The following is a 23,367-nucleotide window of genomic DNA, read 5'->3' as shown; positions in this document are numbered from 1 at the left end:
GTGTTACTTACTAAATACTCATTCACTCAAAGATACCACTTTTTTAGCTATTATAAAGTGGAGCAAGTTGGCGCTACCATTTTTCTTTCCCCATTATATCCAAAGGTGACAACTACAGGGGTGTGGTCGGAAAGAAAGCATGCCCCCTCTTCATTATTGGGGTGGATGCTCTGATAATTGATGGGAGCGAGTAGGGGTGAGTAAAAGATGTAGTCGATCCGCTGACGCTCAGGCAGAGGGATTCGCCCAAAGTTGTGAAAACTCCAGTTGGGCCCCTCCTTCACAGGGCTCTCTAAATAACTATCAAGCAAGGGTAGGGGGTGCTGCATCAGCTCTTCACTCGGTGCCGCATTGAAGTCGCCCATCACTATTACAGGTATTTGCGCTTGGATAAAGGGCTCAATATGGTTAGTGAGGAGCGCTAGACTCTCTCTGCGAGCCCCCTTTCCCACATGGTCTAGGTGGAGGTTGAAGCAGACCAATTCCTGCTGAGCCTCACGGTCATAGAAGTAGCCCCAAGTGACGATGCGAGCACAAGCTGCGTCCCAACCGATACTCGCCACCTCTGGCGTCTCCGACAGCCAAAAGTAACCGCCCTCTTTAAGCTGAAAGCGGCGTGTGTCGTAGAAGAGGGGGGCATACTCCCCTGCCTCCTTCCCATCGTCCCTTCCCACACCGATGAAGTTGTGGTGGGGAAGGATTGCGACAAGGTCCTCCAGCTGATTTTTCAGCACCTCCTGAGCTCCCAGTAAGTCAATGGCTTGACTGTTGAGTAACTGTGCCACACCAGCTTTCCTGAGGCTCCACTGCTGTGCCGAATCCCCTTTATTGTCATAACGTATATTGAAGGTCATCACCCGTAGCTGCTCCCCCTCCGCCAAAAGTTGTGGCGATACAAAAAGCAACAAGAGTGCCGCTACCATGATCGATCTTAGCTTCCTCATATCTTCCTTTTTTTGTAGCAAATATAACCAAATTAGAGGTGGTATGGCTTATGATCCTCCAGTCGTTCGGGCCTATGCCCCTCCGACAGGGGGCTAGGATACGTCTGACCTCCCACAAGGGGAGGTCATTTTGCACTATGGTGCCATTCATTGAACTAGGTAAGGCAATCTAAATCTCCATATCATATAGGTGATTAATTATATTTTTGGGGAAGGGGAAAACGACCGCTTGCGGTCGGACGGATCCTAGCCCCTGTTCGGAGGGCGTAGCCCGAACGACCAGGGGGAATATGATCATCTCCTCCCCACCACCACGACCCCGGCTGAGGGGTCGGACAAAGCCATACCATGATCAATAGGCAGATCGCCTTCGTGCAACAGTCTCTATTTCCCAACAATCGTTGAGATTACCCTATCTAGGTCGGCTGAGGTGAGGGCAGAGCCCGATGGGAGGCAGAGCCCCCTATCAAAGAGTTGCTCCGAGATCGCCTTGCCCTCCACCATGCTGTAGAAGGGGCAGTCGGCAAAGACCGGTTGTAGGTGCATCGGTTTCCAGAGTGGGCGACTCTCGATATTCTCCGCCTCCAACCGCTGGCGAAGCTCCTCACGATCATAGCCAGTCACCTTGCTATCTATCGTGATACAGGTGAGCCAGTAATTGCTATTGAAGTCGCTAGAGGGGGCACTCATCACCTCAATCCCCTTCACCTTAGAGAGCGCCTCACGGTAGTAGGCGTGGTGGCTCCTGCGGGCATCGACATGCTCCTGTAGCACCTCCATCTGACCGCGACCGATACCGGCCGAGATGTTCGAGAGGCGGTAGTTGTAGCCGATATGCTCGTGCTGATAGTGGGGAGCCGGTTCGCGTGCTTGTGTGGCAAAAAACATCACCCGCTTTGCTTCCGCTTCGCTGTGCGTCACCAATGCCCCTCCGCCCGAGGTGGTGATGATCTTATTGCCATTGAATGAGAGCGCCCCATACTTACCCAGCGTACCGCACTTACGCCCTTTGTAGGTAGAGCCAAGTGCCTCCGCAGCATCCTCCACTATAGGGATATCATACTCACGGGCGATCGCTAGGATCTCATCCATCTTCGCCGGCATACCATAGAGGTGCACAGGGATGATCGCCACCGGCTTATTGCCCGTCACCTTGATCCGATCCTCAATCGCCTTTCGGAGTGCTTTCGGACACATATTCCACGTCTCCGGTTCGCTATCCACAAATACAGGGCTTGCCCCTTGGTACTTGATCGGATTGGCACTTGCCGAGAAGGTAAAGCTTTGGCAAAGCACTTCATCACCCGGCTTCACATCGAGCATCACCAATGCCAAGTGAAGTGCCGCCGTGCCAGCACTCAGTGCCACCACATGTACATCTTCATTCAGGTAATTGCGTAAGTCCTGCTCAAAGGCATTGACATTCGGACCCAGCGGTACCACCCAATTGGTATCAAACGCCTCCTTAATATACTTTTGCTCCTCGCCCCCCATCTGGGCCAGCGATAGCCATATCCTCTTCTTCTCTTCCATATCACTATCTCACACTTTAGTCCTATACTTCTGTTTCGGGTGCCTCGGCATATCAGGGTAGGTATACTCCAGTTCCCCTGCCTCCAACAACTCCTTCAGGCAGTTCCTTATCTGGTATGCCTACCTCCTTATCTAGTATGCTTATATCCTTATCTGGTATGCTTTTGCTCTTATCTGGTATGCTTATCTCCTTATCTAGTATGCTTATATCTTTCTTTTAGTCTTCATACGGCTGTGGGTTGTGTGCGATGAATTAGTTTTCTTCGGTGGTGTCGCGAGGGGTGGAGGGGCGTTGCTCACGGGCAAATGCACGAGTGGTGACGGTAGAGGATTCAATAGCACGGAAGGCAATATCCTTTACCGTCTCTTCCGACTTAGCCACCTTCACACCCGCCTCTCTCAGCTGCGCCTCCATCTCCTTGATCTTCTGCTGTAGCAAACCGATCTGCTGATCCTTCAGCAGTAGCTGACCCTCCGTCTCCTTTTGAGCCAGGTCAAATTCAAAGCGGTGCTCCCTCTTGAGTCGCTCCTCCGTGGTGGCAATAGCCTTCGAAGTGGCCTCCTCGATGCGTCCCTCCATACCCGAAGCCAGCTGCCGTAGCTGCTCCAGCTCCTGTTCGGCATCGGTAAGAGCCTTGAGGCGGTCGGCGTGCTCCCGCTCAAAGGCCGACTGACGCTCCCTTAGCTCCCGCTCCTCATTCTGTAGGCGCGTCTTAAACTCATCCTCCTCCTCCCTGCGTTTCTGATTGGTGGTGTAGTTGTACTCCTCCTCCTCACGCTTCCTCTGTAGAGCGATATCAGCCTTCTCTTGCTTCAGACCGTTGGTATGCTGCTCCTTCTCCCGAGCCCACGCCTCACGAGTCTCCTCAATCTCCTGCTCCAACTGGCTTTTCTTCAGCTCCAGCTCCTGCTGGGCCTCCTCCTTATATTTCTTCTGAGCTAGGATAAGGGTCGAGAGCGAGTCGGCATTACTCTGAATAGCATAGAGCTCCTCAATCCACGCCTCCTTTACCTTGATGGTCTCATTGAGTAGATGGAGTTTCTCAAAACCCTCCTTGAGCTGTTTCTGTAGTAGCACCACCGCTTTTTCAAATCCCCCCATTACCTCACGGGCATAGTCGTTCAGCTCCTCGGCCGAAAGCCCCTCAGCCTTCGTTACCACCTTCGCCTGCTCTACCCGTTTTTGCTCCTCGCGTGGATTCTCTTTACTCTTCGTCGACACCTCCTTCAGAAGTGCCTCGTAAGCCTCCAACATCTCCTTCTTGGTATTGGACATACTGATCTGTACTCTCTCCTCACTCATAACCATCAATATCTAAAGGTTTATAACTCCATCATCATCTCACAAACTCTGTAGCAAAATTACCAATAACTTCCAAGCAACCCCAATCATTCTGGTCGTTAAAGTGCGAATGATGCACGAGAAGTTCCATTCTCACACATTTAAGTTCAAATGTGCTGGGACTTTGCATGTAGGATGAAATGTTAGGCGCTGAGGATGAGGGCGAAGGGAGCGTACTTACGTACGTGACCGAGCCCGAATTCCGATAGCAACGCCAAAGATCGCCTTTGTGCAACAGTCGCTAAAGAGACATCATCGCCTTTCAAGTCCTTCAAAGCCCATTACTCGTTCTCCCTCCACCTCCTTACCCCAGCACCGTCTTGAATATGATCCGGATATCGCCCCAAAACGACCACTCCTCCATATACTCCCTATTGATCCGCACCTTATCTGGGAAAATCACCTCATCATTGTAGCTGATCGGATCTTCCACAGAGGCGAGTATCTCCTCTTCATTGCGGTATTTCAGAGAAGCCGGTCCCGTGATGCCAGGCTTTAGTTGGAGTATCTCGCGATCCTCTCCCACCAGTTTGTCGGCATAGCCAGGCACATCGGGGCGTGGTCCCACAAAACTCATATCTCCGATCAGTACATTCCAAAGCTCAGGAAGCTCATCTAGCTTGTACTTTCGGAGCTTAGCCCCTAGAGGCGTGATCCGCGCCTCCCCCGCTACCGAGATAGAGCTGCCGCCGTGTGCTACCGTCATAGAGCGAAACTTCACCATCGTGAATAGTTCGCCATATTGTCCTACACGCTTCTGCCTAAAGAGTACTGGCCCACCAGGCATCTTAATCGAGACCAGTATCGCCACCACAGCCAGCAAAGGCGAGAGCACCACTAGCCCCACCAGCGCCATCACCCTATCAAATACCCACTTCACCCACATGCAATTATCTTAGTTTATATGCTAATTCAAGTATGAACGAAGGACTGAAACGAAATAATAAATACCGGGTATACGCATATAGATAATTAATCTTAGGGAGATCAAGAGCTTTTATTATACGTACACGGTTCAGGTAATCTTGCTTGGTTTTCTCATTTGAGTTTCTGCGATTATAAAAGTCAGAAGTAACCCTCATGCGTACCAATACTTCTGGCAGATTGGCAAATATACAACCATTAAGAAAACCATTTAGCCATAGGGAGCCATCTTCATCTCGCAGTGTGTCGGTTGGGTATAGTCCTGCTTTCTCAAAATATCTCTTTCTAAACATTACTGTGGGATGTGCTAGAGGATGCCTCTTCCCAAATATATTCCTGCAGTCTATGTGATCAGTGGGATATTTTACTAGGTTCCCTTTTGGATCTAATGGGTCATTTGATTCGGTAATGTATGATCCAAGAATATCCACATCTGTGTGTTGCTTGAGATACTTTACTTGTTTTTCAAAGCGTACAGGTAGTGAATAATCATCGGCATCCATTCTAGCGATAAACTCACAGTCGTCCAGTAAGAGCACTTCATCAAGTAACTCGTTAAGAGAGATGGCTAGCCCCATATTGCTTTCCCTTTTGCGAATAGTTACCCTCTGATCACTAATGCTATCGAGGTAGTTATCTAGCTCATCAGGTACTTGCCCATCTCGCTTTATGTAAAGCTTGAAATCCTTATAGGTTTGTGCTAAAATGCTATCAATAGCAATCTTCAGATCCTCCACCGTGTCATTTTTATAGACACTCATTATCACGTACAACATATTTGTTTTATCTTATTAGGTAATAAATGCGTTTAATAACTTGGGTAAGTCTGTAGGGAAACAGACTAAGTACACTCTTAAGTCTGTATTTTAGTCTGGCTGAGGACCCATTATATTGGTAGTAGTAGTCCACTATTTCCTGGAGCCTTATTTTATCATCGCCAAGCATTTCAAGCAGATTGTTTCGTAGTGTTTGATTAGGTCGGTAAATGTTGAATAACGACTGATAAGGAGCGAATTCCCCTGCCTCGCATTTGGAGAGTGATATTTTCCCTTTCAAGGAGTTAATGATTTCCAACCCCATATTGCTATTGGCTGAAACAATAGAATATCCATCTCTATTGAGAATATACTTAGGACCCCAAAAGTCTCCCACTCTAATATCACAGTAGCTTAGGTTGCCCCTAAGGTGACAGTTACTGCAAGAGTCGTTAAGTAGTTGGTTCGAAAAGAATAATTCAAAAAATGGGTCGTTGTTTTTACTAAGATATGTGGTCTGTTCGCTACTATCTTGAAACTCAATTCTATATTCTCCCCATATAGTATGTGATTTCGACCTGAAGTTTATATAGGAGTACTCTATAGGTTGAGCTTCGTTCTTCTTTAACCCATCTATATACTTACCCCAAATTAGGTAGGAAGGTACTCCGTGACAGTACAAATCAATTAAAATAAATTGGTCACGTATGTTATTTGCTCTAGAAAATTGATCAATAGCATAGACTTCACAAGGAAGTCCAAAGAAAGCATATTTCTCTCCATTCGCTTTGGCCTCCTTTAGGATCTCTTTTAGAACTTTCTCGTTATTTGCATGTATATATTTAGAACCTCTAAATAGTGGAAGGTCGCTTTTATGTCGTGCTATATAATGCTCTGGGCAGTCTGTTTGGACATTGTAGAATACGCCTACTACATTATAACCAACATCATAAAGATAAGATGCTATTTCACTTGCAATACCACCTGAAGATGTTTTACGGAGTAGCTTCTTGTCGTTTGTTACAGCAGCGTAATGGTTGATTTTACTTAGCTTATTAATATCAGAACCGATGACCTCTTCATCAAACTTATAGCAATACTTCGTGCATTTTTGGCATCCGATACAAATGTTTTCATCAACTACCGGCCGAAAAAAACCTTCACCGTTTAGCTCAATAGATATTGCTTCTACTGGACATACAGCAGAGCAAATTTGGCAACTAGTGCAGGCATGAAGTTCCGCAAGGCTATTAATGTGCTTTTTATTGTTCATTCTTGCTTAATTGCTCCTTGAGGTAGTGCATAGAGGTGCTACGCTTCTCTTTTATAATATCATTGGTGGTGGCATAATCAATTACATTATCATAATGCACTAATAAATCACTCTTGAGCTCTCCTACAACTCTACTTTCAAGGTTGTATTCACGCAGAAGATTAATCACCTTATTGCTATTGTCGCGGACAATAACAGAAAAAGGTCTATTAGTAATTAGTGACATTACAGAGCCGTGAAATGTGTCTGTAATTACATACTCTGCATGTTTGAACCAGCCCAGCAACTCAATAGGATCAACGTTAATGTTCTTGTCAACCCACTTATGGTAGAATCCAGGAGAGACGATTGTTAAGCCTTTTTGATGTGCAAATTCTTTTATGGCTTCCACTTCCTTTGCATCGTTCATCCTTCTGTCATAAGCGTATACAATGAGATATTTATCGCTGATAGGACGGCTTTGACCACTGATTTCATCACAATATCCATAGAGCAAAACGGGATCTACCACCACAGGTACTTCCATCCCTGTTATTGACCTGACAATATCTTTAGAGTTCTGATCTCGCACAGAAATTCCAGACATCCTCTGAAAGCCAGACTTCACCAAGGAGTCGCAGTTTAGGTTATACACATCTTCTAAGTTGGTAGGGCCAAAAGAACCAGCATACGAAAATACATTCTTGGTTGGTAGTGCATGTCCATAAAAGACAGGAGTTGGGCCAGTGTGCAATGCAAATACCTCATCACTACCAATGATGACATATTGCAGAGCCTTATAGCTACGATAGTGTTGGCCGATTATATTTTCTTTGCTCTTAAAGTGCTCCAGTGTCTGTCTTTTTCTAATGTTATAGACCATCGCACCAACCCCTCTTTCCTTAAGATACTTCAAGTAAATTGGGAGTGACTTGAGGGAAAGCTCATATTTATTCTTGAGTTCTTGGTCAATGAAGTCATAGTTTTTCTCAAACGTTAGTGCTTTCGCTTCTATATTAAAGTCCTTTCTAAGTACATTAATCAGGGCGAAAAGCTGTAGTACAGCTCCATGATTATGCACATCGTAGTGAGTAATAATACCACAATTTATATTTGTCATCTTGTCAACTTATTTATGATCATTAAAGTCTTATAGAATAACTTTTTGCCACATAGAATATAGTATATGGATGCAAGTCTAATTTTTGTAACCTTCGACTGTTTAGCTAGCTTCTTCATATAGGAATGTACATCATATTTGTCATAAAGAGCTTCATACAGTTCTTTGCTATTAGCTTTTGAAGCTATAAATATAAGCTTTAAAATAGTTCCAGCTTTTATGAGGGCATCTTCTTGCCTAAGCAATCCAGAAGATATTAGTACATCTTCAGTTTCTTGAGATGCATCAACCGCGCTCAAAGCTTTATACGCTACTACGGTGTTCATAGCAGAAGAATCATTATGTCTATAGTAGTATAATGCTTTAAAGGATAATGCAATATTACCTTTGATATTCGCTATATACGTAAAGTAAAATAGGGAGTCTTCTCCCCAATACAATTCTGGTTTGAATAAAATATTATTGTCTATAATTATGGAACGTTTAAAGAGCATACAACATATAGTTGAGAACTGTATCTTTTTTTTGAGTAAACTATCTATATATGTTTGAGGATTGAAGATAGTAGCATGTCTACTTCCTTTTATAGTTCCCAATGAAGTTAATTCCCTACAGTAATGACCGATGCATAAGTCAATGTTTTGATTGGATAGTCCCACTAAAGTCATTAAATAGTTTTTATCAATGATGTCATCGCTGTCAATAAAAACGATAAACTCACCCTTAGAATGCTTAATTCCATTATTCCTGGCTATAGATACCCCCTTATTTTCTTGCGAGTAGACCTTAAAGCGACTATCTAGCTTTGTAAAATCCTCGCAAATTATAAGGCTGGCATCTCTCGAGCCATCGTTGATGCAAATGACTTCAAAATCCTTGAACGTCTGATCTTTTATTGATTGCAGGCATTCTTTTAGATATGATTGAGCATTGTATATGGGGACTATAATTGAAACCATAGGAATTAGTATTGTTAAAACGGTTCAAAATTCAGTACATAAGGAAGCAGGGAACCGTCAGCACCAGGGACTTCTTGCAGAATAAACCTTAAGAAAAAAGCAGTCGCTAACAAGTAACAAGCTAAAGAGACTAATTTGCGCTTTTTTGAATGATAAACTATCAATGGAAATAATATTAATGATGAGATAGAATAAAAATAAACTATTCTTTGTCCATATGTCAATTGAAACAAAAGGCTTTGAATTATCATGCTAACGAAGTAAAGCTTGAACCATAAGTTGTTGTGTAAAAATTTAGGCGTATTCACAAAAATAAAAATAAAGAATAGGTTGCTTAAAAGTACCATTGTGCAGAAGTAAAGTATAGGATTTTGGTTAAAGCTCCCTTCCTTTAGTACATCGTACGAATAGGATCCAGCAATAAAGGCGAAAAAATCTTCACTTGCGATTAACCCTATCGTCATAGCAATTATTAATGAGTGTACTACAAAGGATAGTTCAAGATCACGCATGCGTTTTACGAATAAAGCTGCTAATGTAACTACACAACTTGAATGGATTGTGCAAGCTAGAATAATAATTAGTACCGGAACAATTTTTTTGCCTTTATCTATAAGGGAAAAGGCATAGAAGCAGATTGCGATACCCAATGTCTGTCTCATCCCATTAAACATGATTAGATAGAACCCCATAGATACTAGGAAGAATAAGCCTAAATACCTATAATTTCCTTTAGCGTAATGATTTATTGTAATGGCAATAAGAAGGATCGTGATCAAAGCAACTAAGAAATTGAATCCATAAGAAGATAAGCCTATCAGCTTTGATAGATAAATAAAAGTATTCCAGCCTGGCTCCATGTGTCCTACATTGTATGAAGCATATCCATAATATGTGTTATATGCTCTTGTGTCGACACCGACATGGATAGCTCTAAATCCTAATATGAATGCCAAGCATATACTTATAAAATAATAGGCAAAGTTGCTTTTGGGGCTTTTGATGTAACCGAAAAATGCTAATACTAGGTATAAAAGTATATATATATACATTCTCTATTTGATGGATGTTTTATTACTTAGACATTGTTTTGGAAGGGCTATATATTGTAATATTAGTGATCTGTTCCAGTATCTTTCATTTGTTATTGAATTGAATCATAGTAATTAATACGATCTCATTCATTGTGTTATTCAACATTGTTCATTATAAAGCTAAATGACTTTTGGAGATCAATACTTAATCGTTCATTGATGGTTGACCAATCAAAACCAGAAGAGAAATACTTCTGAAAGGTAGAGGAGTCCAAGTCAATTAAATGATCTAATAGACCAAATTCCTCTAGTAGAGAGGTAAAACGAGATGCCCCCCTCTTTAGATTGGGAATCACGATAAACGGTTTGTTGAAGATAATTGAGAAAACTGTGCCGTGAAACGAGTCTGTGATAACAAATTCGGCTTCTACAAAGCTCCGTAGCCATTGTTCAACGGGAGGTAATATACAATCATCTAATTCTTTAGCTGATTTGATTTCGGAGTATTTTTTCTTCGGAAGTAATTCGAAAGGGGTCAAAGATGTGTCGTCAGCTACTTTTCTCACTAAAGCCATCTTTTCAGGGGTGCGGTCCAAGACGTAACAAAATAGATTGCCCTTGCTGGGTTCTGTAGTGGGGGACTTTGCCAAACCCTCATACACCGACCTATCTACAAGCATGGTAGGGTCTAATACATGAGTGGCATCTATATCAAGGTGTTTCTTGCAAAGCTCTACAGCAGAGTCTTCTCGGACGCTGATCGCATCAAATTCCTGTGCAAGAGCTTTGAAGTATTTTGTCGCATTTTTGCCATATTCCCAATAGTCAATTCCAAATGATGCCGCATAAGCTACTTTCCTAATCTCGTTGTTTCCAGATATGAAGTCTAAAAAGTAATTGGAGATACATGGGGAGAATGACTTACGCCAAACTTGGTCGCTACCTACTATAACCGCATCAATATTTTCATGATTAAAGGTGCTCTTCAATTGATTGGTGCTCTGAATCCTATCGGTTATGGAAATATGCTCATCAATAAACTTCGTAGTGTATTGAGTGATTGTTCCCAACTCTTTATGATTTGGTGAAATTCTAAGCTTAGGTCTCTTCCCAAGTAGAAAATTGAGAGCATTCCATCCTAAAGATGCAATTCTAACATACGGTGAACGTACTCTATTTAAAATGATGGGGGAATGCCCTTCCTGTCGCAAAACGTGTTGTAGTGCAAAGGCTTGTAGAATACCACCATAATTTAGCCCCAATGGCTGTGTAAGAATTCCTATTTTAGCCATATCAAAGCATCAAATAAATGTTAGGTTTTCATTAGCCTTTCTTCTCAGGGACAATGTACTCCTGACTGTTTCTTTTGGATATCCAAAGGAGACAATACAAATCACTTGTTCTGCAGGAGATAGTCCTAGCAGATCCTCCATTTTACTATCGGCGTCATTTAATAGTCCCCAATGGGCAGTACAAGCAGCAATCCCATAATAATGAAATGCGTAAAGTAAGTTCATCAAGTATATGCCACCATCAATATATAGTTGATTTCTTTCTCCTATAGAATAGAAGTAGCTTCTATTTGATTTTATGACGGCTAATTGACTTATTGAGGTGTAGCCTGCAAGTCCTTTTTGGATATCTAGGATCTGTTGGATCTTGTCTTTATCCTCAACAATGACAACGGAGACACCTTGCCTATTGCAAACGCTAGGTGCTGTATTAGCTAAGTTAATAACATCCTCCAACACATCGTGTGGTACTAGAGCCTCAGAAAACTCTCGAACACTACTCCTGGATTTAGCAAAATCAAAGAAAGAAGACTTCGTTCTAGTAAAATACTCTTCTCTACTCCTCTCTTTTATACTAGAAAGTGGGGTGAGCAAATGTGCTTTTAGCTGATCGTATTGCTCTTGAGAAAAATAGTCTAGCACGTAGCCATTAGCCTTGTGCCAATCAAAATAGTTGCACATATTGGCAACGGTAGCTTGGAAGTGACATCTTTGCCAATGATGTTCATCAAATTTCGTGTCATTAAGTATCTTCAATAGTGATATTACTCTATCCTTGGCAAAGTATGGGCGTATATTTGCGTGTAAAAAGCCCTTTTCAATCCCATGGTAGTGAAGTGTTAGCTCACACTCTATCTTTTCAAAATTATTATGATTAAAGACTGTGGAATACTTCTGATATTTAATCCTATCCTTGCGGTATACTCTTTGTAAGATTATATAGTTGTATGCCCTCTTTAAGGCATTTACTCCCCTTAACCCTATCACGCTTTTTATCAGTTGTTTTATGTTTGACCAGTTCATCGCTTCATCAATGTGTGTGTAATGTAGTTCCTAAAAAATCTTTTCTCCTCTGTGGTGAAGCCAATTGTATACATCAAGCATGTGGTAATAACAAACGATGAGACTACTGTAACAATAACGCTAGTCCACTTTGAAAAACCAATGCTATATATGAGGCTCAATGCTGTGTAGACAATTGCTCCTATAATGCTCATTTTGATAAATAACTCAACTATCAATTTGGTTTTGCTCATATTTATTTTTGGTGAGACAATTAAAACTCGAAGCAAAAATGCAACAATGCTAATAATAATTGAAACTAGTACTGTTACTTCTGGTTCCGCGCCTAGTCTTAATGCCAGATAAGAGATTGGCAAATTCAAAATTAAAAGTCCACCAATGACTGATTGATACAGTCCTATTTTGCCAGTAGCTTGTATTGAGATCATCATAGTTCCAGACAAACTTTCTAAAACTACAAATATCATTACTAATTGGGTGAAAAGAACGGTGTGTTCAGGTACCTCTTTTAGCCATAGGCCTAATAAGGTTTCTGTCTCAATAATTACTGGCATTGCGAATATAACTATCAAATAAAATGATAGCTTGGAGCCTCTGATGATGAGGTTGTGCATATACTCTAGGTCGCCTGCTGCATAGGACTTTACGATTTGGGGGTTCATGGCTAGTTGAAAGTTGCCCACCAATTGATTGACCGCCCCTTGGACTTGGTATGCAATGGCACGAGCAGCGTTGACTGCAGGGCCAAAGAATAGATTGATCAGAATGTTGACCCCTTGATTCATAATCACCGCTGCGGCATTGCCCCAAAGGTTCCACCCCATATAGCCTATGAGAGTTTTGAATAAGGCTTTGTTTTTCTCCTTGATGTACTTTACATACTTGAACCTCGTGCGAGTGTAGATAATATACGCCGCCAAGGTGAGGAGCGCCACAAAAAATAGTAGCCCAGCATAGATAATTAGTTTGTCGTAGGGTGCCCATGGAAGTGCAATGACTATTAGGAGCTTTAGCAAGACTTCAGAAATGCTAATGTAGGCATAGGCGTCCATACGCTCATGCGTTATTATCATTGCGCCAAAGGGTACTTGCAGCATTGAGACAATGAATGTGCAGATGGCAAACTGATATACCCATATGGCAGCTGTGAGCCTCTCCTGAGGAATAACTAAGTAGTTCTTGACAAACCACAGCCCTACTGTCTCAGCGAGTAAAAAGATGAGCAGTGCCAATCCCCCTTGAATAACGAGAATGGTAGAGTAGTTGAGGCAGAGCTGTTGGGTATCATTTTGCCCAATGGCGTATGAGAAAAAGCGTTGGGTAGAGGAAACCATCGCCCCATTGAAAAACCCCAGCATCGTGACGATACCTCCTACTACATTATATACACCATAGTCCTCAACTCCTAAGACCTCCAGTAATACGCGTGAAGTATATAGCGCTACACCTAGAACAAATATCATCCTAATGTATAGGACAATAGTGTTCTTTGCAATGGTTTTGGATCTATTTGTGGTGTCGGCTGCCATATAAATGCGTCGGGAGCTTTATTGTAAGTTGCTCATTAATCATGGGGTACTAATCAATGAGTGGGAGGATATTCTCGGGTTTGCCGGTTGCGAAGTTGTCTAGGACACGGACATGGTGGCCTTTGCTTAGGAAATGTTGGGCGAGGTTGGAGCCTATAAATCCGGCACCTCCTGTGATTAGTATCTTCATATCTATTTATTGGTCTATGAGGAATGAACCTCTTATGTCTCAGTGTTTGTTGAGGGGAGCGTAGGGAGAGTTGGGGGCGGGGGTGTACTCTGGGATGAGGGAGAGGAGCTGTCGGATACAGGTGTCGATCTCAATTTTGCGAGCGTGGTCGCGTAGCGCCTCGTAGGTATCGTAGAGGTCGGCATAGTTGTGCTCCCGCACCTTGGCTATGTGGATCTTGGGGATATCGGTAGGGATGGTATTCTCGCCATCGGCTAGCTTCTCCTCGTAGAGCTTTTCGCCTGGTCGTAGGCCGGTAAATTGGATGTCGATATCGCTGTAGGGCTCCATGCCGGCCAGACGAATCATATTCTCAGCTAGGTCTACAATCTTATGGGGTTCGCCCATATCAAAGACAAAGATGGTGGTCCCCTTAGCAACTGATGATGCCTCCAGTATCAGCGAACAGGCCTCGTGGATACTCATAAAGAAGCGGTTGATATTGGGGTCGGTGACGGTTATCGGTCCGCCCTTAGCTATTTGGTCGCGGAATAGGGGGATCACCGAGCCTTGCGACCCGAGTACGTTGCCAAATCGGGTGGTGATGAAGGTGGTCTTTCCGGGCACCTTGCCCTCCTCTACCGCCTTCCCGAGGGCTTGGACATAGATCTCTGCTGCGCGCTTGGTGGCTCCTAGCACGTTGGTGGGGTTGACCGCCTTATCGGTAGAGACCATCACCATCCGCTCCACCTCGTACTTGAGGCAGAAGTCGGCAATATTCTTAGAGCCTTGTACATTGACTAGCACCCCCTCGCATGGGTTCTCCTCTAGGAGGGGTACATGCTTGTAGGCGGCGGCGTGGAGCACAATATTGGGTCGGTACTTTGCGAATAGGGCGTCTAGCCTATTCTGGCTACGGATGTCCCCGAGGATCGGCACGAAGTCAAGGTTGGGGTACCGCTCCTTGAGCTTTAGTCGCACATTGTGGAGTGGGGTTTCGGCTATATCGAGTAGTAGGAGCTGCTTGATAGGTAGCTGAGCTATCTGCATCACCAGCTCCGACCCGATACTTCCGGCGGCACCGGTGACCATCACCACCTTGTCGCGGTACATCTCCTTTACCTTTTCGGGCTCGTGGTGGATCACCTCCCGCTTGAGGAGGTCCTCCATCTCTATCTTCTGTACGCTATCACGAGCGATGTCGGTAGGCGAGGTTTCGCTGATCTCGGGGGCTAATAAGCTCTTCACGCCGAGAGAGGCGAGTTGGAAAATAAGGGTCTCTCGCTCTTTGAGGAGATCGCTACGGTCTGTGAAGATAACCGCATCGAGATTGAGCTCCTGTGCCAATTGCTTGAGTTGCTCCTCATCCTTGAGATGGTAGATATTATAATTGGAGACGGTTGCACCGCCTTTGACACTCCCTCTATTGCAAAAACCTACCACCTTGTACTTGGGGCTCTCCTCCAGCTGCAAAGCTAGATCGCTACTGGCGTTGCTCACACCATAGATGAGTACCCGCTCGCGTTGGTGCTTGGTTGTGGAGACGCCCCAGAAAGCACGTGCTGCCAATACTGCTACCGATCGGTAGAGCACGAATAGCACGAAGAAGGTACCAAAGTAGGTGATGGCGATCATCAGGAGCATCTTACCACCGTAGCCCAATGGAATCCAGTAGTTGCCGGCAAGGAGTATCCCATAGAATAGCAGAGTATTCAGGAAAAACATCACCAGCAATCGGCGCCCAATGGAGAAGTATTGGTACCTGAGAAGGGGTCGGTAGGTACCTAGTAGGTAAGAAGAGAGAAAGGTGGCGACGAGACCAGCTATTGCTATCGTAGCCAACATCTGTGGCGTAAAAGTCACTAGCCCTGTGACGATGTAAAAAGCAAGTAGCGACGCTACTGCCGCTACAACGCCCACCGCCATATCTACCAAAAGTATCAGATACCGACTGAGGGTTGGAGCCTTACGCTCTTTGTGTCGTGTGGAGGCTTCTATGTTGTTTTTAGTCATGATTACTGCCTAATTCTTTTATCCTTTTAGTAATATGAAATACTACTATTTCACGCTGTGAGCACTTGCAAATGTACCCTAAATATTTGATATTTGCTATGATTTGCATTAAGCTTTATTTGGACAGCTGTAGGCAGGTCTGGAATGTGAAAAACACTGTTTTTGGGGGGGGCTTATCGGACGAGTCGGACAGGTCAGACGGGTCGGACAAGTCGGAAAAACCGCTTTTATATCTTGCTATAAATCAGGGGGTTAGAAGGGCGAAAACTGAGATGCAACTAAGCAATTGCTTTGTTGCATCTCGGCAATTGCTTAGTTGCAACTCGCCGATCGCTTAGTTGCAACTCCACTTTTGCTCTGCTACGGGAGGCTTATCGGACGGGTAGGACGCCTCTGCCGGGTGGAGCAAGATGCCTTATCGGATAGGTCGGGCGTGCTCCTTTGTATCACAAGATGTAGGTATATTATTTTTGATATTATTTCCTTAATAATACAAAAATGCTTGTTATTCAGCTTGGAGTTGAGGGCGAAGCTAATAGGGGAGTACTAAGGTGGTAAGCGTCATGTTTGCCTTTACGGAGAGGTGGGAAAAGATTTTTAAAAAGGCCTAAAAAAATCATATCAATTAGGTATTGACAATGGGTACCCATCTCCATAACTTTGCATCAAAAATAACAATATAGATATGATGATAAGAAAGGTTTTATTCAAGACATCGTTACTCTTCGTGCTTTCTGTGAGTTCGCTAAGCTTTGCCAATGCACAATGTTGCAAGACGGATAGTGTAAAGCCAGCCCGAAGTCGTCTAACGCTAGGAGGTTATGGAGAGGCCGTAGCAAGTCGCTACTTTTACTCTGACAATGTGAATCGGTACAGCAAGGCGGATCGCTACAAAGATGTGCCTAGCCGAGGTGCTGTAGATTTGCCTCATGTGGTACTGATGCTAGGCTATGACTTTGGCCACGGCTGGTCGCTCAATACCGAGCTGGAGATAGAGCATGGCGGAGTGGAGAGTGCCATGGAGATCGAGGATGAGGAATTTGGCGAGTGGGAGAAGGAGATAGAGCGTGGAGGTGAGGTAGCTTTGGAGCAATTTTGGCTACAGAAATCATTCAACCCCCACTTTAATATCCGATTGGGTCACGATATTGTGCCTGTAGGCTATACTAATGCGCACCACCTGCCCAATGAGTTTTTCACGGTGTACCGACCAGAGGGTGAAAATCAGATACTGCCCTGTACGTGGCACCAAACCGGTATTTCGCTTTGGGGCAAGTGGCGTTTTATGCGCTATCAAGCGATGCTGCTCCCAGGGCTCAATTCGCTACTCTTTAGTAAGGATCAGTGGATAAAGAATGGCTCTGCAAGTGCCTTTGAATTCACTCCCTCCAATAAATACGCTGTAGCCCTACGCCTCGATTTTTATCCGATTAAAGGACTACGTATCGGTCTGAGCGGGTATTATGGAGAGTCGTTTAATAACACTCTTCAGAGCGATGAGCGAGGAAAATATCAGGGCGTGCGTGGTGCCGTAACCATCGGCTCTGCCGACTTTAGCTACAATGGCTATGGATTCCGTGCGATGGGTAGCTTTGATTATGGTCACCTAGGCGATGCCGGTATCATTTCGCAGCACAATCGCGCGCAGAGTGCTTCATCACCCTACAAGCGTACACTCGTGGGGGATAGGGCGCATGCGGCCTCGATACAGGCCGGTTATGACCTCTTGTATCTATTCCCCTCTAAGCGAGATGGGCGTCAAAAGCTTTATCTCTTTGGTGCCTACGAAAATTATGATGCCTACCATCCAGTTAAGGGCAATAGCGATTACACTTGGACTGATCGACAGCGAATTGCGGCAGGATTCAATTACTACCCAATGAAGGAGCTGATGATCAAGGGCGAGTACAGCATTAGACTCTTGAAGAAGGAGTTTAATAATGAACCTAGCATATCACTTGGCGTGGCTTACTCGGGATTTTTCTTGAAGTAGCATAACCTCTTTATTCAGAAAACAAAATAATAAAATAAAAATATACAGCGATGAACAAGTTATTTTCTTATGCCTTAGTGGCATCAATCGGATTGCTCTTTATTGCACCCCTATCATCTTGTAATCATAGTGAGGTAACCATATCCGATGATGAGCAACGCGACAAAGCCTATCAAGAGATTGCCGAGACTTTCGTCAATAAGACGGTAGTCCCTACCTATACTAAGATGGCTCAAAAAACTGTTGACTTGGTGGAGGACTTACGGGCTTATCGAAAGGCTCCTACTCAGGAGAATCTCAATAAGGCGTGTGAAGACTTTATAGAGTCTCGTGGCTGGTGGGAGCGTAGCGAGGCATTTCTCTTTGGTGCAGCAAATGATTTTGGTATCGATCCACACATTGACTCTTGGCCTCTTGACCTGCCAGCTCTGCAAAAATATCTGGAGGAAGCTACAAATATCAAGGAGCTAGATGGAGAGGACTCCGATATTGTAGCAAGGACCAAGCTCGGCCAGGAGCTACTCGGTTTTCACGGGGTAGAGTATATCCTCTTTGAGAATGGTAAGCCACGCACTGCTGGTACCATATCTGAGGAGCACCTGATATACGCCATTGCCGTTGCTGGTGACTTGCGTAATAGCTGCTGGCAATTGCTAACCGCGTGGGCTGGTGAGGAGTATGCCTCTAAGCTCAATAAAGAGCTAGTGAAGCATATCTTGGAAGATGTGGAGCTGCCTGTACTGGTAGGTGGACGGTTCTCCTATGGTGAGAATATGGTAAAGGCTGGGCAACCAGGGTCACTATACCGCTCTTGGATCAATGCTATGGAGGACATTGTCTCAGGGTGCAATGGCATCTGCGATGAAGTGGGTACCTCTAAGATTGGCAAGGCTCATACGGGTGAGGATGCATCGTATATTGAGTCTCCATATAGCCAAAGGTCTATCCTCGACTTTCATGACAATATCACCTCTGTAGAGAATGTGTACCTTGGTGGTATCGAGGGAAATCGTGGAGCATCACTTCACCAGTATATGCAAACGCATGATAAGGCAATGGATGCCAAGGTACTTAAGGCCATAGACAATGCCAAAAATGCTATTAAAAGCATGAAGGCACCTTTCGTCCTCAACTATACGGATGCAGGATGTAAGACTGCTATGGATGCCTGCAAGGCACTCGATGAAACGCTTAGCGAACTCAAGCAAGAGCTGGCTAAGAAGTAGTATTGCTCTCTATGTGGTACCTCTTTTGAGACTGTTGCACGAAGGCGATCTGCTTCGTTGCTTTCGGAATTCGGCCTAGGTCACGTACGTGAGTACGCTCCCTTCGGCCTCACCCTCAGCGCCTTGCATATCATCCTTCGTGCAAAGTCTCGGCACATTTGGAACAAATGTGCGAGAATGGCACTTCGTGCAACATTCTCTTTTTATACCAGTGAGGTGCCAGCAGAATCTCATTGAGTGCCCTGGGAGAATAAGCAATTATTCCCTGGGCGCTCAATGAGCACTATTAAAATGAAACAACAAACCTACATATATCAATGAATCAAATGAGGTACAACACAAAAGCCCTATTCCTGTCTGCAGCAGGGATACTATTGGGATTACTCTCCACATCATGCCAGAAAGACCCTGGCTGTGACCCGAAAGGAGAGGAAGAACTAGCCGATGAGTGGTATGCTGGCGGACGATTGGGCACCACCTTTAATTCCACTGCCAGTGCATACGAAGACCCTACACCAGCCATCGAGGAAGCTGGGCTTGAGTTTCAATTCAAAATGGGCGAATTCTTTTTTGAGCGCCCCTTTAATTCAAGTCAACGGCCTTTCAATGGTCGAGGGCCACTCTACTCACGCCCTTCTTGCGAAACCTGCCATATTGGCTATGGTCACGGATGGCGTATCACCAAGTTCGACCCTAAGGAGTGGGGTAATTCTACGGAGCTAGAGATCTGTAATGCTGATGGCGACTTGCTCTCCTTCTTCAGCCCAAAATTCCAAGGTATGCCTCCATTCAAGTCTTATCTAGACCCCTCTAAGGTGGAAATTAATTGGCTGGAGTATACTGACGACTGGGGCAATACATTCCCCGATGGTGAGAAGTATAGCCTCATCTACCCCGAAGTGAAAATACCAGAGGATGCTTACTATGTCAAGCCTTCACACCATGGGAAGCCTGTCGCAGTGGAGGATATTATGATTCGGCTCAAGAATGCGATTCCTTTCTTTGGCAATGGTTTGATAGAGGCTATTTCGGACGAAGACCTCCTCGCCCAGTGGCAGCATGAGGCGAAGTTTACGGAGCTGGATCCAAGTAGATTTGCCAATGGCCAATGGACGGCTATTGACTCCATCACCATGCGTCCATTTAGGTTCGGACACTTTTTGGAGCTGAGCACCTTTACCTTTGACACCCAGCACTGGGCCAACTTCAATGTTACTCGCCCCGGCCTTACTTCGGTCAACGTGACGAAGGAATACGCCCTCACTGCGAGCAAAGACCCTGAGGTGCAGGCAGAGTTCTACCGCTATTACCCTGAATGGAATAAGACGGGTGACCCTGAAAAAGATATCTACAATTACTTTACGAGCAATGATCACCCCGAAGAGATGCAGCTAGAGGACTACGTCAATTACATGACGTGGCTGCGAGGTCTCGCTGTACCGGCTGCCCGACACATGGATGATCCAGTGGTGCAAAGAGGGAAGAAGCTCTTCACGGAGATTGGGTGTGCTACCTGCCATAGACCTTCGTGGACAACGGGTGAGGACCTACTTACCTATCCAGGTGAGCCACAATACACCCCCAACGACCCACGAATGCCACACTATCCACACCAGACCATCTGGCCATACACAGACTTGGTATCGCACCGTCTGTATATGAAGAATGATGTACGCAAAGGGTGGATCCGCACTCCTCCGCTTTGGGGTAAAGGGCTAATGAGGATATGTACTGGCCATGATGATAGGCTCTACGATGCTCGTGCCCGCAATGTGATTGAGGCCATTATGTGGCATGGATGCTCACGTGAGGGAGGTGTCTCTCAGGCTCGTTGGACCACTGAGAAGTTTAGGGAGCTGAAGCGAGAAGACCGTGAGGCAATTGTGAAGTTTATTGAGGCGATTTAACCCTCCCTAATTTATTACTTTTATTACTTCATCGGATCTAATGAAGAGACGATTGACTATTATTTCTTTTGGGCTATTGATCTTGACCATAATGGTCTTGATCATAGCCACTTTTATTGAAAAGGTAGAGGGAGCAGCCTTTGCCCATCAGTACATTTATGGGTCGTGGTATTTTGTTGGCCTCTGGTTGCTACTTGCCATCTCAGCATTGGCGCTACTACTGAGATACCATCGAATGGGTCGCCGCATGGGAGCTCTGCTCCTTCACATCGCTTTTGGGGTAATCCTACTAGGGGCTGGGCTTACCTATTTCTTTTCCCAAAGGGGCGACCTTTACCTCTATAAGGGAGAAGCGACTAACTCCTTTACCACTAAGGAGGGGAAGAGTGTGGAGCTCCCCTTTACCGTAAATTTGGAATCGTTCGAAATACTCTATTATACCGGTACACAGTCGCCTATGGACTTTGTGAGTGTGCTCCGCTTTGATGATGGTCAGTCGGAGCGGGTCTCTATGAATCACATTGGGCATCATCGGCAGTACCGTTTTTACCAAAGTGGCTATGATGAGGACCAAAAAGGGGTGCGGCTCAGCGTTGCCTATGACCCCTGGGGGATTGCTTTTACCTACTGTGGCTATGGGCTGCTCTTAGTGGCCATGATCCTAGTCTTGGTAGATCCGAAGGGCGAATTCCGTCGGACGCTAAGGCAACTATCTCAAGCACGAAAGGTGGTGCCGATGCTGCTCCTTCCCCTCCTATTGCTCTGTACTTCGCAGAGTGCTTATGCATCTAGTGACCGTGCCCTTCCAGGCGTGATGCCACCGACACAATCGGAGCAGTTTGGTCAATTATATGTTTACCACAATGGGCGTATCTGCCCCATGCAGTCGTTCGCTCGTGATCTTGTGACCAAGCTGTATGGCAAACCCTCTTACAAAGGCCTCACTGCCGAGCAGGTACTCACTGGGTGGCTACTCTATCCTTCCGATTGGATTGAGGTGCCTATGATGCGAGTGAAGGGTGCTCCGATGCGAGCACTATTGGGTACGCAGAAGCGGTATGTCAGCTGGCAAGATTTCTTTGATGAAGCGGGGGAAATGAAGCTATCTAAAGCACTCGAAGCACTCAATACGGGTCATCTACCCGAGGCTGAGGCAAGAGACGTGCTGGCACTCTACGAAAAGTACAATATTGTCGGCTCTCTACTCTCAGGGCAAGCGATAAAGATGTTTCCCATTCCAGAGGGCGAAAGCATCCAGTGGATGGCGCAAGCCGACCGATTGCCGACCGAGCTACCTGAGGATGAGTGGCTCTTTATCCGTCGCTCCACAGATTATCTCACCGAGCTTGCCCGCACCCACAATTATGATGGACTCACTAAGACCTTAGAGAAGATACGTCTTTACCAGCAAAAGAAAGCGGGTGAGCTATTACCCCCTGAGGGTCGCTTCCAGAGTGAAAGGCTCTACAACCAACTATCCCACACGCTACCACTGGCGATTACCTTGATATTGCTGGGGGTTTTCTATTACATCCTTATATTGAGCCACCGCCTAAGAGAGCAAAATGCCCCTAAACTCATCAAGCGCATCGGCCTCGGGCTAATGGGCATAGCCGCACTATACCTGATAACGTGTAGTACGCTGAGAGGCTTCTCCGTCGGGCATATCCCTTTAAGTAATGGGTTCGAGACAATGCAATTCTTGGCCCTTTCTATCCTAGTGGTAGCCCTTCTCCTCAGCTTTCACTCCGACCTCTTTCTCTCTTTTGGAATGCTATCCAGTGGCCTGGCACTTATGGTCTCTGTGATGGGGGAGAGCAATCCGCAGATGACCCCACTGATGCCAGTACTTAGCTCTCCGCTCCTGAGTATCCATGTGATCGTGATGATGCTCTCCTACACCCTCTTCTGCTTCCTTTTCTTTAATGGGATTACAGGACTGGTGCTACTGAGGAAGGGGAAGCCCACCGAGCAACTGACTCAGCTCAGTCGCTTGCTACTCTATCCCGCACTCTTCTTGCTCACCGCCGGTATATTTATCGGAGCGGTATGGGCCAATATCTCGTGGGGTAGATACTGGGGGTGGGACCCCAAAGAGACCTGGGCACTCATCACGATGCTGGTCTACGCTTTACCATTACACCAAGGTGTCCTCAAAGCTTTCAGAAAGGAGAGATTCCTACACGCCTATCTAATAGTAGCGTTTATGACCATCCTGATGACCTACTTTGGCGTTAATTTTATCTTGGGTGGCCTCCACGGCTATGCCTAGCCCACACTTCACCCCCTCCCCACTAGAGTATATTGGAAGCTCCGAAATAGAGCGAATAAATAAGTGCCCCCCTTTTCTAA

18 protein-coding genes and 1 pseudogene are annotated in these 23,367 nt (G+C 45.2%); 4 read left to right on the top strand and 15 right to left on the bottom strand.

The window, feature by feature from the left end:
* Positions 1–50 precede the first annotated feature (50 nt).
* The 15 genes and pseudogenes from MWL85_RS10120 to MWL85_RS10055 form a co-directional block, all read right to left on the bottom strand.
* Positions 51–944 (bottom strand): endonuclease/exonuclease/phosphatase family protein, encoded by an 894-nt coding sequence (locus tag MWL85_RS10120; RefSeq protein ID WP_244400613.1) that lies wholly within the window; start codon positions 942–944, stop codon positions 51–53.
* Between the two features lie 384 nt (positions 945–1,328).
* Entirely contained in the window at positions 1,329–2,477 is a 1,149-nt protein-coding gene (locus MWL85_RS10115) for a DegT/DnrJ/EryC1/StrS family aminotransferase (RefSeq protein ID WP_244400612.1), read from the bottom strand.
* Between the two features lie 9 nt (positions 2,478–2,486).
* On the bottom strand, positions 2,487–2,576 hold the full coding sequence (locus tag MWL85_RS11660; protein ID WP_394802123.1) for a Fic family protein: 90 nt from the start codon (positions 2,574–2,576) through the stop codon (positions 2,487–2,489).
* Between the two features lie 154 nt (positions 2,577–2,730).
* A complete protein-coding gene (locus MWL85_RS10110) occupies positions 2,731–3,780 on the bottom strand; it encodes a coiled-coil domain-containing protein (RefSeq protein WP_244400611.1) in 1,050 nt (349 codons plus the stop codon).
* A 343-nt stretch (positions 3,781–4,123) separates the two neighbouring features.
* A complete protein-coding gene (locus MWL85_RS10105) occupies positions 4,124–4,705 on the bottom strand; it encodes a sugar transferase (protein ID WP_244400610.1) in 582 nt (193 codons plus the stop codon).
* A 4-nt stretch (positions 4,706–4,709) separates the two neighbouring features.
* Positions 4,710–5,519 carry a glycosyltransferase gene (locus tag MWL85_RS10100; RefSeq protein WP_244400609.1) on the bottom strand — a complete coding sequence of 270 codons (810 nt, stop codon included), beginning with the start codon at positions 5,517–5,519 and terminating at the stop codon, positions 4,710–4,712.
* Positions 5,520–5,526: 7 nt separating this feature from the next.
* Positions 5,527–6,771, bottom strand: coding sequence for a Coenzyme F420 hydrogenase/dehydrogenase, beta subunit C-terminal domain (locus MWL85_RS10095; RefSeq protein WP_244400608.1), 1,245 nt, complete (start codon positions 6,769–6,771; stop codon positions 5,527–5,529).
* Entirely contained in the window at positions 6,761–7,870 is a 1,110-nt protein-coding gene (locus tag MWL85_RS10090; protein WP_244400607.1) for a polysaccharide pyruvyl transferase family protein, read from the bottom strand. Before MWL85_RS10090 ends, MWL85_RS10095 begins: the two co-directional genes overlap by 11 nt.
* Complete coding sequence (locus MWL85_RS10085) at positions 7,867–8,829, bottom strand: glycosyltransferase family 2 protein (RefSeq protein WP_244400606.1); 963 nt, start codon at positions 8,827–8,829, stop codon at positions 7,867–7,869. Before MWL85_RS10085 ends, MWL85_RS10090 begins: the two co-directional genes overlap by 4 nt.
* Before the next feature lie 14 nt (positions 8,830–8,843).
* Positions 8,844–9,881 (bottom strand): EpsG family protein, encoded by a 1,038-nt coding sequence (locus tag MWL85_RS10080; RefSeq protein WP_021903188.1) that lies wholly within the window; start codon positions 9,879–9,881, stop codon positions 8,844–8,846.
* A gap of 137 nt (positions 9,882–10,018) precedes the next feature.
* Positions 10,019–11,155 carry a polysaccharide pyruvyl transferase family protein gene (locus tag MWL85_RS10075; protein WP_244400605.1) on the bottom strand — a complete coding sequence of 379 codons (1,137 nt, stop codon included), beginning with the start codon at positions 11,153–11,155 and terminating at the stop codon, positions 10,019–10,021.
* Positions 11,156–11,164: 9 nt separating this feature from the next.
* Positions 11,165–12,178 (bottom strand): nitroreductase family protein, encoded by a 1,014-nt coding sequence (locus MWL85_RS10070; RefSeq protein WP_244400604.1) that lies wholly within the window; start codon positions 12,176–12,178, stop codon positions 11,165–11,167.
* Entirely contained in the window at positions 12,175–13,641 is a 1,467-nt protein-coding gene (locus tag MWL85_RS10065; protein WP_244400603.1) for a lipopolysaccharide biosynthesis protein, read from the bottom strand. Before MWL85_RS10065 ends, MWL85_RS10070 begins: the two co-directional genes overlap by 4 nt.
* Before the next feature lie 118 nt (positions 13,642–13,759).
* A pseudogene (locus MWL85_RS10060) lies at positions 13,760–13,897 on the bottom strand (NAD-dependent epimerase/dehydratase family protein); the annotation flags it as partial.
* Positions 13,898–13,936: 39 nt separating this feature from the next.
* Positions 13,937–15,889: a polysaccharide biosynthesis protein gene (locus tag MWL85_RS10055; protein WP_244400602.1), complete on the bottom strand. Its 1,953-nt coding sequence runs from the start codon at positions 15,887–15,889 to the stop codon at positions 13,937–13,939.
* 688 nt (positions 15,890–16,577) lie between these two features.
* On the opposite strand from MWL85_RS10055, the gene MWL85_RS10050 reads away from it, so the two are divergent.
* From MWL85_RS10050 to ccsA, 4 genes are all read left to right on the top strand, one after another.
* Positions 16,578–17,882, top strand: coding sequence for a hypothetical protein (locus MWL85_RS10050; RefSeq protein WP_026161603.1), 1,305 nt, complete (start codon positions 16,578–16,580; stop codon positions 17,880–17,882).
* Between the two features lie 50 nt (positions 17,883–17,932).
* Positions 17,933–19,108, top strand: a complete 1,176-nt coding sequence (locus MWL85_RS10045; RefSeq protein ID WP_244400601.1) for an imelysin family protein — start codon at positions 17,933–17,935, stop codon at positions 19,106–19,108.
* A gap of 317 nt (positions 19,109–19,425) precedes the next feature.
* On the top strand, positions 19,426–21,015 hold the full coding sequence (locus tag MWL85_RS10040) for a di-heme oxidoredictase family protein (RefSeq protein ID WP_244400600.1): 1,590 nt from the start codon (positions 19,426–19,428) through the stop codon (positions 21,013–21,015).
* Between the two features lie 40 nt (positions 21,016–21,055).
* Positions 21,056–23,287, top strand: coding sequence for a cytochrome c biogenesis protein CcsA (gene ccsA, locus MWL85_RS10035; protein ID WP_244400599.1), 2,232 nt, complete (start codon positions 21,056–21,058; stop codon positions 23,285–23,287).
* Positions 23,288–23,367 lie beyond the last annotated feature (80 nt).

It is taken from the genome of Porphyromonas somerae (assembly GCF_022845615.1).
Lineage (GTDB): Bacteria > Bacteroidota > Bacteroidia > Bacteroidales > Porphyromonadaceae > Porphyromonas_A > Porphyromonas_A somerae.
This window is presented reverse-complemented; position numbering and strand designations above follow the sequence as displayed.